10 protein-coding genes are annotated in these 12,065 nt (G+C 72.1%); 7 read left to right on the top strand and 3 right to left on the bottom strand.

Annotation, left to right across the window (positions count from 1 at the left end):
• Positions 1-10: 10 nt before the first annotated feature.
• Both GA0070560_RS10525 and GA0070560_RS10520 read left to right on the top strand, forming a co-directional pair.
• On the top strand, positions 11-772 hold the full coding sequence (locus tag GA0070560_RS10525; RefSeq protein WP_091294310.1) for a LytR/AlgR family response regulator transcription factor: 762 nt from the start codon (positions 11-13) through the stop codon (positions 770-772).
• Between the two features lie 77 nt (positions 773-849).
• Entirely contained in the window at positions 850-1,512 is a 663-nt protein-coding gene (locus GA0070560_RS10520; RefSeq protein ID WP_091294307.1) for a DUF5701 family protein, read from the top strand.
• 125 nt (positions 1,513-1,637) lie between these two features.
• On the opposite strand, the gene GA0070560_RS10515 is transcribed toward GA0070560_RS10520, so the two are convergent.
• The 3 genes from GA0070560_RS10515 to GA0070560_RS10505 form a co-directional block, all read right to left on the bottom strand.
• Positions 1,638-3,749 carry a choice-of-anchor D domain-containing protein gene (locus GA0070560_RS10515; RefSeq protein WP_139131473.1) on the bottom strand — a complete coding sequence of 704 codons (2,112 nt, stop codon included), beginning with the start codon at positions 3,747-3,749 and terminating at the stop codon, positions 1,638-1,640.
• 126 nt (positions 3,750-3,875) lie between these two features.
• Positions 3,876-5,159, bottom strand: a complete 1,284-nt coding sequence (locus GA0070560_RS10510; protein WP_139131472.1) for a hypothetical protein — start codon at positions 5,157-5,159, stop codon at positions 3,876-3,878.
• Positions 5,160-5,353: 194 nt separating this feature from the next.
• Positions 5,354-6,718 (bottom strand): hypothetical protein, encoded by a 1,365-nt coding sequence (locus tag GA0070560_RS10505; protein WP_139131471.1) that lies wholly within the window; start codon positions 6,716-6,718, stop codon positions 5,354-5,356.
• A gap of 233 nt (positions 6,719-6,951) precedes the next feature.
• Here GA0070560_RS10505 and GA0070560_RS10500 point away from each other — a divergent pair, with 233 nt between their 5' ends.
• The 5 genes from GA0070560_RS10500 (at position 6,952) to GA0070560_RS10480 (ending at position 12,036) form a co-directional block, all read left to right on the top strand.
• A complete protein-coding gene (locus tag GA0070560_RS10500; protein ID WP_091294299.1) occupies positions 6,952-7,362 on the top strand; it encodes a hypothetical protein in 411 nt (136 codons plus the stop codon).
• A gap of 1 nt (position 7,363) precedes the next feature.
• Positions 7,364-9,004, top strand: coding sequence for a sodium/solute symporter (locus tag GA0070560_RS10495; protein ID WP_091294297.1), 1,641 nt, complete (start codon positions 7,364-7,366; stop codon positions 9,002-9,004).
• Between the two features lie 79 nt (positions 9,005-9,083).
• The gene (locus GA0070560_RS10490) at positions 9,084-9,848 is read left to right on the top strand and encodes an ABC transporter ATP-binding protein (protein WP_091294294.1); all 765 of its coding nucleotides are present in this window, start codon (positions 9,084-9,086) and stop codon (positions 9,846-9,848) included.
• Positions 9,833-11,521, top strand: a complete 1,689-nt coding sequence (locus GA0070560_RS10485; RefSeq protein WP_091294292.1) for an ABC transporter permease — start codon at positions 9,833-9,835, stop codon at positions 11,519-11,521. The genes GA0070560_RS10490 and GA0070560_RS10485 overlap by 16 nt, the downstream gene beginning before the upstream one ends.
• Positions 11,521-12,036 (top strand): SRPBCC family protein, encoded by a 516-nt coding sequence (locus tag GA0070560_RS10480; RefSeq protein WP_091294290.1) that lies wholly within the window; start codon positions 11,521-11,523, stop codon positions 12,034-12,036. The genes GA0070560_RS10485 and GA0070560_RS10480 overlap by 1 nt, the downstream gene beginning before the upstream one ends.
• Positions 12,037-12,065 lie beyond the last annotated feature (29 nt).

Genomic DNA, 12,065 nt, shown 5'->3' with positions numbered 1-12,065 from the left:
GGTCGACGCGGTGAACACGTCCGGATTTCTGCGGGTGCTGGCGGTGGACGACGAGCCGCCGGCGCTGGACGAGCTGGCGTACCACCTGCGGGCGGATCCCCGGGTGGCCCGGCTGCACACGGCGGGCGACGCCACCGAGGCGCTGCGGGTGCTCCGCGACGCCGACGTGGACGTGGTCTTCCTGGACATCCGGATGCCCGGGCTGGACGGCATGGAGCTGGCCCGGGTGCTGCGCCGGTTCGCCCGGCCCCCGGCGATCGTCTTCGTCACCGCATACGACGACGGCGCGGTGGACGCCTTCGACCTGGGCGCCACCGACTACGTGCGCAAGCCGGTCCGGGCGGATCGGCTGGCCGAGTCGCTGCGCCGGGTGATCGGCTCGCGGGTGGTCCCGTCGCATCCGGCGGCCCTCGCCCGGGCGGAGGAGGACCCGACCATCCCGGTCGAGCTGGCCGGCACGACCCGGATGCTGCCCCGCTCGGCGGTGCGCTGGGTGGAGGCGCAGGGCGACTACGCGCGGCTGCACACCGCCGAGGGCTCGCACCTGGTCCGGGTGTCGCTGGCGACGCTCGCCGAGCGGTGGGCGGACGCCGGGTTCGTGCGGATCCACCGGTCGTACCTGGTGCAGTTGAAGCTGATCGCCGAGCTGCGGCTGGTCAACTCGGGCTACGTGGTGGTGATCGACTCGACGGAGCTGCCGGTGAGCCGGCGGCACACCCGGGAGCTGAAGGACAAGCTGGTGCGGGCGGCGAAGCAGGACTGGAGCCGCTGAGATCTTCTCCGCGGGCCGGGAATAGGCGAGGGTGACCGTACGCTGTACGGCAGGCCGTACGACTGAGTGGAGGCCCCTTGCCCGACCGCCGATTCGACGCCGCCGCCGAGTTCGACCGTCAGGTCGACACCCTCGTCCACCTCGGCTACCCGGCCCTCGCCGGCATCACCGAGGACACCTTCCGCGACCTGGTCGCGCCACTGCGGGACGCCGCCGTCGCCGGCACGGCCGAACTGCCACCGCCCACCGAGGCCCGGGTCCCCTTCCTGCTGGTGACCACCCGGGACCTCGTGCCGGTCGAGGAGCGGGTCGCCCTGACCACCCTGGCCGGCAAACGCAAGCCGGGCATCGTCGACCGGCACTACGCCGACGGTGACCTGGCACGCTTCGACCCGATCAAGGAGTTGGAGGTGCCGGCCGGGCCGGCGTACCTGCTCTTCGACGTGGACCGGGGCGAGGAGACGCTCAACCTGGCCCCCGCCGCAGCGATGGAGGTGATCACCGGCCAGGGCCGGCTGCCGCTCACCATCGACGAGGGCCTGGCCCTGGTCACGCTGCACCCGGTGGCGCTGGCGAAGAACAAGTGCTTCTCGCTGGTCGGCTCCCGCTGCGGGGACAAGCGGGTGCCGGCACTCTGGATCAGCCAGGGCGCGCCGAAGCTCGGCTGGTGCTGGTACGGCAACCCGCACACCTGGCTCGGCTCCGCCACCGCCCGGCCGCAGCGGGTGGGCCTGGATTGACCGGCCGGGCCGGTGCGGATCGTCCCGCACCGGCCGGCCTGCGCCCCCGGGTGACGGTGCAACGACCGGTCGCCGGTACCCGAAGGGGCGCCCCGGACCTGCCGGGACGCCCCTCACCCGCGAAATCAGCCGCGTCGGGTGACGCGCTGCGTCGAGCCGACCACCTCGGGTCGCTCGCCAGCTCCCGCCCTGGTCAGCGTCGCCGCGCTGGCCGTGCCCGGGTAGAGCCAGAAGGTGCCGACCACGTCGGCCACCAGGTGGGTGCTGCCGGAGAGGTTGTGCACGTGGAACGCGTCCTGCGGGCCGATGACCCCCATCACCGCGTTGGACACGATCTGCCCGGCCGCCGGGTTGAGGTTGCTGGCCGTCGGCTTGCTCATGCCGTAGTCGGCCGGCCAGACGGTGAGCACCGTGTTGTTGGTCGGCGACACGGCGGTGACGTTCATCGCCAGCGCCTCGGTCGAGTCGGTCACCAGGTTCGCCGGGGCGGTGACCTTGGCGACCGCCCCGGGACCGATCACGCCGGGGATGCCCTGGTTGATCCGGCTGTCCACGATCCGGGTCGGGGCCAGCGGCGTGAACCGCAGGCCGTCGGGGACCGTCCCGTCGTCCATCACGCCCACCAGGTCGATGACGATGTTCGAGGTCTGCGAGGTGTAGACCGCGAACCAGGGCATGTAGTAGCCCTTGCTGCTGTTCCACTCCTGGCGAACCTTGACCACCGCGAGGTTCGGCACCACCTTGCCGGCGCCGTAGTTCACCGTCGAGGACGTGGGCACGTCACCCGCTCCGTCCCAAGCCGTCAGGAAGCCGGCCTTCTTCGGCGAGACGGCGGTGATGTTGACGACGACGGCCCGCACGCTCGGGCTGAAGCTCGCGCCGAAGTCCACCGCTCCATCGGTGTAGTACCCGGCAGGCAGGGCGCCCCCGTCGGTGCGGCTGTCCCAGAGGCGGGACGGCTTGAACCACTGGTACTGGCTGCCCCAGCCGCGGCTGGAGATCGAGTTGTTGCCGGCGTAGAAGCCGACCACGTCCACCACCACGTCCGTCGAGCCGGCGTGGTTGTAGATCGACACCTTGCCGCCCGAGCCCAGCTTCACGGTCACGTTGTTCGAACCGAGCCAGTACTTCGGGAAGTTGATCGACGAACCGGTCGGCCGGCTCTGCCCCGCCGGGTAGAGGGTGAGGAAGCTGCTGGCCGTGGGACCGGTGACGGTCACGTTCAGCACCACCGAGCTGACCCCGCTGCTCGGCACCCCGCCACGACCGGCGACCTGGAGGTCGACCTTCTTGGCAGCCCCGATCTTGGCCTTGGGCGCGCCCAGGCCGGTCCGGGTGTCCATGATCCGGGCCGGGGAGATCGGGTAGTACATCCCGGTGACGCCGCGGAACGCCTCGACGGAGAGCTGCACCCGGCGGGTGCCGGTGGAGCTGTCGTCGGCGAGCAGCAGGCTGCCCGTCTGGACGCCCTCCTTGACCGGGTGGGTCACCACGGAGACCGTGCAGGTCTCGCCGGGGGCGAGCATCCGACCGGTGCAGTCGGAGCCGGTGACGCTGAAGGAGTCGGGGGTGGGGCCGCCGATGCTGGCGGCGCCGAAGGTGATCGGCTTGCTGCCGACCGAGGTGAACGTGACCGTCTTGGCCGCGCTGCGCACCGCCAGCTCCTGGTACCCGAACGAGACCGGGTTCGGCGAGCCGTGGGCGACCACGTAGTCCACCGAGGAGTCCCAGCGCAGCTCGCCGCTGATCACGCCGCTCTTGTTACCGCCGGGGCAGCTGTAGTCGTACGAGGCGGCGAACTTCTCGACCAGGCCGGTCTCCGCGTTGCGGCCGACCTCCCGGATGGTGATCGAACCGGTGGTGTTTCCGCAGCCCCGGCCGTCCGAGGCGAGGCTGAGGCCGGCGGAGGTGGCGTCGGCCAGCTCGGCGGCCCGGTACGTCTGCCCCTCGACCCACTTCTGTCCGGTGGGCGGTTCGGTCCGGAGGTTGACGTAGGAGCCGCTCTGGTTCGCGTAGACGGAGATGCGGTCCAGCGAGTCCGGCGTGAGCGAGAGGGTGGAGTTGCCGGTGTCGTACACACCGGACTGGTAGATCGGGTAGCCGCCGGTCTGGTCGCCCACGTCGACGGTGAGGACCTTGAACGGCGCGGTGGGCGCGGCGAGCGCGACGCCCGGCAGCCCCGCCAGCACACATGCCCCGGCGACGGTGACGCCGAGGAGAGTGCGGATTTTGCGCATGGACACCCCGTGGAAGAAGAGAAGGATTGTCGGCCCAGAGTAGGGGCGGTGATCAATGTGGACAAGCGCATTCACGGTGCACGGAGAAGACGTGCCCGGACCGTGACCGGGGCCACCGGGCCAGGGTCACGGCCAGTAGAACCGGCCCACGACGTCCATGACGACGTTCGTGGTGCCCGCATTGTTGTGCACGTTGAACCGCTTGTACGGACCCAACTCGGCGAACACCGCCGCCGAGACGGTCTGACCGGCGGCCGGGTTGACGTTGCTGGCCTGCGGCCGGACGGTGCCCTCGTAGTCCGCCGGCCAGACGGTGAGCACGGTGTTGTTCGTCGGCGCCACCGCAGTCGCGTTCAGCACCAGGACGTCCTCGTCCTTGCCCACCATCGAGGCCGGTGCGGTGACCCTGCCGGTCGAGTCCGGGCCGAGCGCCGCCGGGAGGCCCTGGCCGATCCGGCTGTCGACGATCCGGGTCGGGTTCATCGGCTGGAACCGCCGGCCGAACAGCAGCGTGCCGTCGTCGAACATGCCGACGGTGTCGACGACCACGTGCGCCCGCGTCGAGGTGTAGAGCCGGAACGTCGGCGCGCCGGCCGGACCACAGAAGAAGTCGTCCTCGTCGCAGGGTCTGGTCTGCACGATGGCCAGGTTCGGCGTGATCGTGCCGGCGGTGAAGTTCACCGTCGAGACGGCCGGCTGGTCGGCGGCGCCGGACCAGACGGTGACGAAGCCGGCGGATTCCGGGTCGACCACGGTGACGTTGACGACCAACGCCCGGACGTGCGGATTGTCGCCCCCGTGCAGCATGGTCAGGTCCAGGACACTGCCGGCCGGCCGCTTGGTGTCCACCCGGCTGTCGTACAGCCGGTGCGGGGGGTGCGGGTGGTAGCGGCTGCCCATGCCGCGGGCGGCCAGGGTGTTGTCGGCGGCGTAGAAGCCGGTCACGTCGACCACCAGGTCGGTGTGACCGTTGCGGTTGTAGACCGACACCTTCCCGCCTGTGCCGAGCTTCACCGTGACGTTGTTGGACCCCAGCCAGCCTGCCGGGAAGTTCACCGAGGAGGCGTTCGGCCGGGCCTGGCCCGTCGGGTACGCGGTGACGAAGCTGGCCGCCGTGGGGCCGGTGACGGTCACGTTCAGCACGACCGCGCCGACGCCAGCGGACGGCAACCCGCCCCGGCCGGCGACCTGGAACTCGACGGTCTGCCCGGGGCCGATCTTGGCAGCCGCCGGGACACCCAGTCCGGTGCGGGTGTCCACGAGCCGGGTGGGGGTGACCGGGTAGTAGGTTCCGGTGACGTCGACCGCGGTGGACGACGGGGGCGGAGCGGCGGCGGCCACCCCGGGCAGCAACGTGACTGCACATGCCCCGGCGACCGTCGCGCCGAGCAGAGCACGAAGTTTGCGCATGGAGATCCCTCGTAGCAGAAATGGACAGGCCGGCACACCTACCGACGGCCGTCGATCAGCGGCACCGGGTTCGGAGTGCTGAACGGGGGCATCGGGTGTGTATGCGGATCAATGCCGGAATAGGGCCGGTGACCGTTGATGGGGAATGGGCGCCCGGCCGTCGGCCGGGCGCCCATTCGTGGTGCGGTGCAGGATCAGCGGTGCGAGGATCCGGTGACCTGCGGCTTGCTCTTGGTCGCGCCGCCCTTGAGGGCCGCCGCCGGAGCCGGCCAGTAGAACGTGCCGACCACGTCGGCCACCACGTGGGTGGTGCCGGTGAGGTTGTGCACGTTGAACGCGCCGTACGGGTAGATCACCGCGGGCACGGCGTTGGACACGATCTGGTTGGCGTACGGGTTGAGGTTGCTCGTCTCCGGCTTGAGGATTTCCGGGTCGTCCGGCCACACGGTGAGGACCGTGTTCTTGGTCGGCTTCACGGCGGTCAGGTTCATGACCAGCACCTCGGTCGCGTCCGTGATCATGCCGCCCGGCGGGGTGACGCTGGCGACCGAGCCGGCGCCGAGCGCGCCGCTGATGCCCAGGTTGATCCGGCTGTCCACGATCCGGGTCGGGCTCATCGGCGAGAACCGCAGGCCGAGCGGGCTGTAACCGTCGTCCACCAGACCGACGAAGTCGACCAGGACGTGCGCCGCGGCGTGGGTGTAGATCTTGAACTTCGGCGCGCCGGTGATGCACCAGCCGTCGGTGGCGAGGCACGGCGTGGTCCGCACGAAGGCCAGGTTCGGCACGTTGACGCCCGCGCCGTAGTTGACCGTCGAGGAGACCGGGCGGCTGCCCGCACCCGACCAGGCGGTCAGGTAGCCGGCACTGGCCGGGGCGACCGCGGTGAGGTTCAGGACCAGGGACTTGATGTGCGCGTGCTGGTCCTGGTCCTCGAAGCTGAGGGAGTACTCCAGAACGGTGCCGGCCGGCGGCTTGCCCTCCGGGTCGTTACGGGTGTCGAAGACCCGCGCCGGGTAGTGCCACTCGTACTGGCCACCGTTGCGGTCGACCATCGTGTCGTCCTTGGCGTAGAAGCCGACGACGTCGACCACCACGTCCGTGTACCCGTTGCGGTTGTAGACCGAGACCTTGCCGCCGGAGCCGAGCTTCACGGTGACGTTGTTCGAGCCCAGCCAGCCCTTGGCGAAGTTGACCGAGGAGGCGTCCGGCCGGGCCTCGCCCGCCGGGTACGCGGTGACGAAGCTGTCGGCCGTCGGGTTGACGATGGTCACGTTCAGCACCACCGCGCCGACGCCGCTGGCGGGGATGCCACCCCGGCCGGAGACCTGGAGGTCGAACTTGCTCAGCGGCCCGATCTTCCCGGTCTTGCCGCCCAGCCCGGAGCGGGTGTCCATGAGGCGGTACGGCGAGAGCGGGTAGTAGGCGCCGGTCGTGTCGGCGAGACCGGCCACGGCCTGCGGCGTGACAGCGGGAGCCGCGGACGCCGTACCCGGGACGACGGCCAGGGCACAGGCTCCGGCGAGGGTCGCGCCGAGCAGAGTGCGGAATTTGCGCATAGAAACCCCGTGGATGAAGAGGAAACAGGGAATTGCCGCCTCAGCGTAGGGGGCCGCCTCAAGACCGGCAAGGAGGTACTCCGACCAACACAAAGGGTGAAACTGGCGGGACTTAATGGTGTCTTAATGCGCCACCGCGCGGTTGTCCACAGGATCGAAGCTTTGTCCACAGGTTGTCCACAGCCCCGGTGGACAACCCTTGACATCCCGCGTGAGCAGGCGAGACTGCCCAGATGACCGCCGACGACCCGCTGCCCGCCCCCCGCGCGCCGCAACCGCAGCCCCGGGTGCGGATCGTGCTGGCCGAGGTCACCCGCCGGGACAGCCGGGCCGGCCGGACCCGCACCGAACTGGCCCAGCAGACCCGGGTCGGCGAGGCGCTGGTGCGCGGGCTGGTCCGCGCCCAACTGTCGCTGGCGCTGCGGCTCTCCCTGGTGGTGCTCGTCGGGCTGGGCGGCCTGCCAGGGCTCTTCGCCATCGCGCCCACCGTCGGCCGGGTCACCGTGCTCGGGGTCAACCTGCCCTGGCTGCTGCTCGGGGTGGTCTCCTTCCCCTTCCTGATCGCGGTGGGCTGGGCGTACGTGCGGCTGGCCGAACGCAACGAGCAGGACTTCACCGACCTGGTCGAGCGGCCGGAGCGCTGAGATGGGCAACGGCTTCGTCGTCCCGGCCATCGTGGCGGTCACCCTGGTCACCCTCGGCATCGGCTTCTACGGGCTGCGGCTGGCCCGGACCACGTCCGACTTCCTGGTCGCCTCCCGGGCGGTCAGCCCGACCTGGAACGCCGCCGCCATCGGCGGGGAGTACCTCTCCGCCGCGAGCTTCCTCGGAATCGCCGGGCTGATCCTCAAGTACGGCGTCGACGTGCTCTGGTACCCGGTCGGCTTCGCCGCCGGCTACCTCGCCCTGCTGATGTTCGTGGCCGCCCCGCTGCGCCGCTCCGGCGCGTTCACCCTGCCCGACTTCTGCGAACTGCGGCTCGGCTCGCGCCGGCTGCGCACCCTGGCCACCGTCTTCGTCATCTTCATCGGCTGGCTCTACCTGGTGCCGCAGTTGCAGGGCGCCGGGCTGACCCTCGCCACGGTGGCCGGCTCGCCGTACCCGGTGGGGGCGTTGCTGGTCGCGGCGGTGGTCACCGCGAACGTGGCGCTCGGCGGGATGCGCGCCATCACCTTCGTCCAGGCCTTCCAGTACTGGCTCAAGCTGACCGCGCTGGCCGTACCCGCGATCTTCCTGGCGTTGCAGTGGCAGGCCGACGCCCGCCCCGCGGTGACCCCGCCCGACGGGCCGGCGTTCCGGACCGCGACCACCGTCGTGGTCGAGCACCGCGCGGCGCTCACCTTCGCCGACGGCACCGTCCGGGAGGTACGCCCCGGCGACGAGTTGACCTTCGCCGCCGGTGACCGGGTGCCCGAGGTCTCGCAGGTGGCGACCGGCGCGGCCGACTGGCTGCTGCCCAGCACCGCCGGGGATGACGACCGTGGCCTCTTCGCCACGTACTCGCTGATCCTGGCCACCTTCCTCGGCACCATGGGATTGCCGCACGTCCTGGTGCGCTTCTACACCAACCCGGACGGGGCGGCGGCCAGGCGTACCACCCTGGTGGTGCTCGCCCTGGTCGGCGCCTTCTACCTGCTCCCCACGATCTACGGGGTGCTCGGCCGGATCTACACCCCGCAGCTGCTGGTCTCCGGGCAGACCGACGCGGTGGTGGTGCTGCTGCCCGGCGCCGCGCTCGGCGACGGGACCACCGGCCGGCTGCTCGCCGCCCTGGTCGCGGCCGGCGCGTTCGCGGCCTTCCTCTCCACCTCGTCCGGGCTGCTCACCAGCGTCGCCGGGGTGATCTCCGCGGACGTGCTGGGGCGCGGCTCGGTACGCGGCTTCCGGCTGGCGACCGTGATCGCCGGCGGGGTGCCCGCGGTGCTCGCCCTGAACGTCGCCGGGCTGGACGTCTCCCAGGTGGTGGGGCTGGCCTTCGCCGTGGCCGCGTCCAGTTTCTGCCCGCTGCTGGTGCTCGGCATCTGGTGGCGCGGTCTGACCGATCTGGGCGCGGCGGCCGGCGTGCTGGCCGGTGGCGGTGCGGCGATCGGGGCGGTCCTGGTCACCGTGCTCGGGCCGCCGCTGTCCGGTTGGCCGGCCACGCTCACCGCACAGCCGGCCGCCTGGACGGTGCCGCTCGCCTTCACCGTGATGGTGGTCGGGTCCATGGCGACCCGCCGCCGGGCGCCCGCCGACGTCGGGGCCACCATGCTGCGGCTGCACGCCCCGGAGGCGTTGCGCGGGTGAGAACGTCCGCCCTGGGTATGACGGCAGATCGTCCCTCGGCGGGAGCGTCGCCTGGCCCGGCCCGGATACGGTCGGACGCATGACTGGTGAGCACCCCGCGCTCGCGCTGCGTGGCCTGGCGAAGACGTTCGACGGCAAGGTCGCCGTGGCGGGCGTCGACCTGGACGTACCGGCCGGATCCTTCTACGGACTGCTCGGGCCGAACGGCGCCGGCAAGACCACCACGCTGTCGATGGCGGTCGGGCTGCTGCGGCCGGACCACGGGCGGGCCTGGGTGCTCGGGCACGACGTCTGGGGCGACCCGGTCGGGGCGAAGCGGCTGCTCGGGGTGATGCCGGACGGGGTCCGGCTCTTCGACCGGCTCACCGGGGCGGAGCTGCTGGCGTACCACGGTCTGCTGCGCGGCATGGACCCGGCGGTGGTCGACCAGCGGGCGGCGGAGCTGCTCGACGTGCTGGCGCTCACCGACGCCGGGCGGACCCTGGTGGTCGACTACTCGGCCGGCATGAAGAAGAAGATCGGCCTGGCCTGCGCGCTGCTGCACGGCCCACGGCTGCTGGTGCTGGACGAGCCGTTCGAGGCGGTCGACCCGGTCTCCGCCGCGCTGATCCGCGACATCCTGCACCGCTACGTCGTCGGCGGCGGCACGGTGGTCTTCTCCAGCCACGTCATGGAGGTCGTCGAGCGGCTCTGCTCGCATGTGGCGATCCTCGCCGGCGGCACCATCAAGCGGGTCGGCGGCCTCGACGAGGTGCGCGGGGCCCGCTCCCTGGAGGAGGTCTTCGTCGAGGTGGTCGGCGGGCGGACGGCGACCGGCGAGGAGCTGTCGTGGCTGTCCCGGTGACCGCGGCTGCCGAGCCGGACCGGCAGGTCTCGGCCCGGCACTTCGTCCGGCTCAAGTTGCGGGTGATGGGCAACAACTTCCGCGGCCAGGGCTGGCGGATCGCGCTCTTCGTGGCCGGTGTGCTGGTCGGCCTCTGGTTCGCCGCCGGCGGCTTCCTGCTGCTGGCCGCGCCCGGCTTCGCGGGCGAGCCCCGGTACGCGCTGATGACCGCCGCATTCGGCGGCGGGCTGCTGGTGCTCGGCTGGCTGCTGCTGCCGCTGGTGTTCTTCGGGGTGGACGAGACCCTGGACCCGGCCCGGTTCGCGCTGCTGCCACTGTCCCGCCGCACCCTGGTCGGCGGACTCTTCGCGGCGGCCCTGGCCAGCGTCCCGGTCCTGACGATGCTGCTCGCGACCGCCGGTCTGGTGGTCACCGCCGGCGCGCTCGGCGGCTGGCCGGCCGGGCTGGCCGCCACCGTCGGCGTACTCGCCGGACTGCTGCTCTGCGTCGCGGCGAGCCGCGCGGTGACCAGCGCGTTCGCCACCATGCTGCGATCCCGGCGGGTCCGGGACCTGGCCGCCGTGCTGCTGGCGGTGGTCGCCGCGCTGCTCGGCCCGCTCCAGATCGTGGTGCTGGCGGCGGTGCAGGACGCGGACTGGGACCGGCTCGCCGGGGTGGCCGGCGTGGTGGGCTGGACGCCGTTCGGGGCGCCGTGGACGGTCGGTGTGGACGTGGCCGAGGGACGGGCCTGGGCGGTGCCGGTGAAGCTGCTGATCACCGCGGTCACCATCGGCGTGCTGCTGTTCTGGTGGTCGCGGTCGCTGGAGTCGGCGATGGTCGGCGCGGCCGGCGCCGCCCCGACGAAGACCCGGCGTGCCCCGACGGGCGGCGCGGTCGGACAGCTCTTCCCGAAGGTGCTCGGCTGGGCCGGGCGGGACCGGTTCGGCGCGCTGGTCGCGCGGGAGTGCCGCTACTGGTGGCGGGACGCCCGGCGGCGGGCCAACCTGATCACCATCGCGGTGGTCGGCGTCTTCGTCCCGGTCATGGTCAACCTGGGCGGTCCCGGCTTCGCCGCCTCGGAGCAGGGCGTCGAGTTCACCGGTGACTCGTCGCCGGTGCTGGTCAGCCTCTCCATGCTCTTCGTCGGGGTGCTCGCCTCGGTGACGCTGGCCAACCAGTTCGGCTTCGACGGCAGCGCGTACGCGGCGAACGTCGTGGCCGGGGTGCCGGGCCGGCTGGAACTGCGGGCCCGGATGGTCGCCTTCTCGGTGTACGTGGTGCCGATGCTCGGTGTGGTCTCGGTGGTGATCGCGGTGGTGCTGGGCGAGCCCGGCTGGATCGGGATGGCCGCCGGCGCGCTGCTGGCCGCGTACGGGGCGGGGCTGGCGATCAACGGGTACCTGTCGGTGCTGGGCGCGTACTCGCTGCCGGAGACGAGCAACCCGTTCGCCATGAACACCGGCGCGGGGATGGCGAAGAGCCTGCTCACCCTGCTGTCGATGGTGGTGTCGACGGCTGCGGCGGTGCCGATGGTGGTGGCTGCGGCGCTGCTCGGGGACGCCTGGCTCTGGTTGGCGCTGCCGCTGGGCGCGGCGTACGGGGTGGGGGCGGCGCTGCTCGGGTCGTACCTGGCCGGTGACGTGCTGGACCGCCGGCAGCCGGAGCTGCTGGCCACCGTCACGCCGAGGCGCTGATGCCGGTCGTCGAGTCGGTGACCACCGTCCCGGTGCCGCCCGAGCTGGCCTTCGCGGTGTCGCAGACCACCGCGCCGGTCCGGTACCGGTGGGACCCGTTCGTCCGGGAGCAGCACTTCGTCGACGGGGCGACCCGGCCCGGCAAGGGTGTGCGCACCTTCACCCGTTCCCGGCACGGGCTGGTCATGGTGAGTGAGTACGTCTCGTTCGCGCCGCCGACCAACGTCGGGATGAAAATGGTGCGGGGCCCGTGGTTCTTCGAGATGTTCGCCGGCGGATGGCGGTTCGCGCCCGGCCCGGCGCCGGGGACGACCGTGGCCACCTGGCGGTACAGCTTCCGCTGCCGCCCGGCGTGGCTGCGCCCGGTCGCCGACCGGATCGGGGTGTGGCTGCTCACCCGGGACATCCGCCGACGCATCGCCGGCTACGCCGCCGGCTGCGCCGACCCGCAGGTGCTGGCCGCCGCCCGCCGCTCGCTCACCGCCGACGACGGGACCGACGAGGGTACGCCCTGAGCGTCACCGCCCGCCGGGAGCGCCGGTTC

This window comes from Micromonospora halophytica (assembly GCF_900090245.1).
Lineage (GTDB): Bacteria > Actinomycetota > Actinomycetes > Mycobacteriales > Micromonosporaceae > Micromonospora > Micromonospora halophytica.
The sequence above is the reverse complement of the archived record's forward strand: the minus strand, read 5'-3'. Positions and strand labels throughout refer to the sequence as shown.

Excerpts from the sequence above, each read along its gene's own strand:
- GA0070560_RS10515 (WP_139131473.1), bottom strand. The coding sequence starts at position 3,749 with ATGCGCAAAATCCGCACTCTCCTCGGCGTCACCGTCGCCGGGGCATGT.
- GA0070560_RS10510 (WP_139131472.1), bottom strand. The coding sequence starts at position 5,159 with ATGCGCAAACTTCGTGCTCTGCTCGGCGCGACGGTCGCCGGGGCATGT.
- GA0070560_RS10505 (WP_139131471.1), bottom strand. The coding sequence starts at position 6,718 with ATGCGCAAATTCCGCACTCTGCTCGGCGCGACCCTCGCCGGAGCCTGT.
- GA0070560_RS10500 (WP_091294299.1), top strand. The coding sequence starts at position 6,952 with ATGACCGCCGACGACCCGCTGCCCGCCCCCCGCGCGCCGCAACCGCAG.
- GA0070560_RS10495 (WP_091294297.1), top strand. The coding sequence starts at position 7,364 with ATGGGCAACGGCTTCGTCGTCCCGGCCATCGTGGCGGTCACCCTGGTC.
- GA0070560_RS10490 (WP_091294294.1), top strand. The coding sequence starts at position 9,084 with ATGACTGGTGAGCACCCCGCGCTCGCGCTGCGTGGCCTGGCGAAGACG.
- GA0070560_RS10480 (WP_091294290.1), top strand. The coding sequence starts at position 11,521 with ATGCCGGTCGTCGAGTCGGTGACCACCGTCCCGGTGCCGCCCGAGCTG.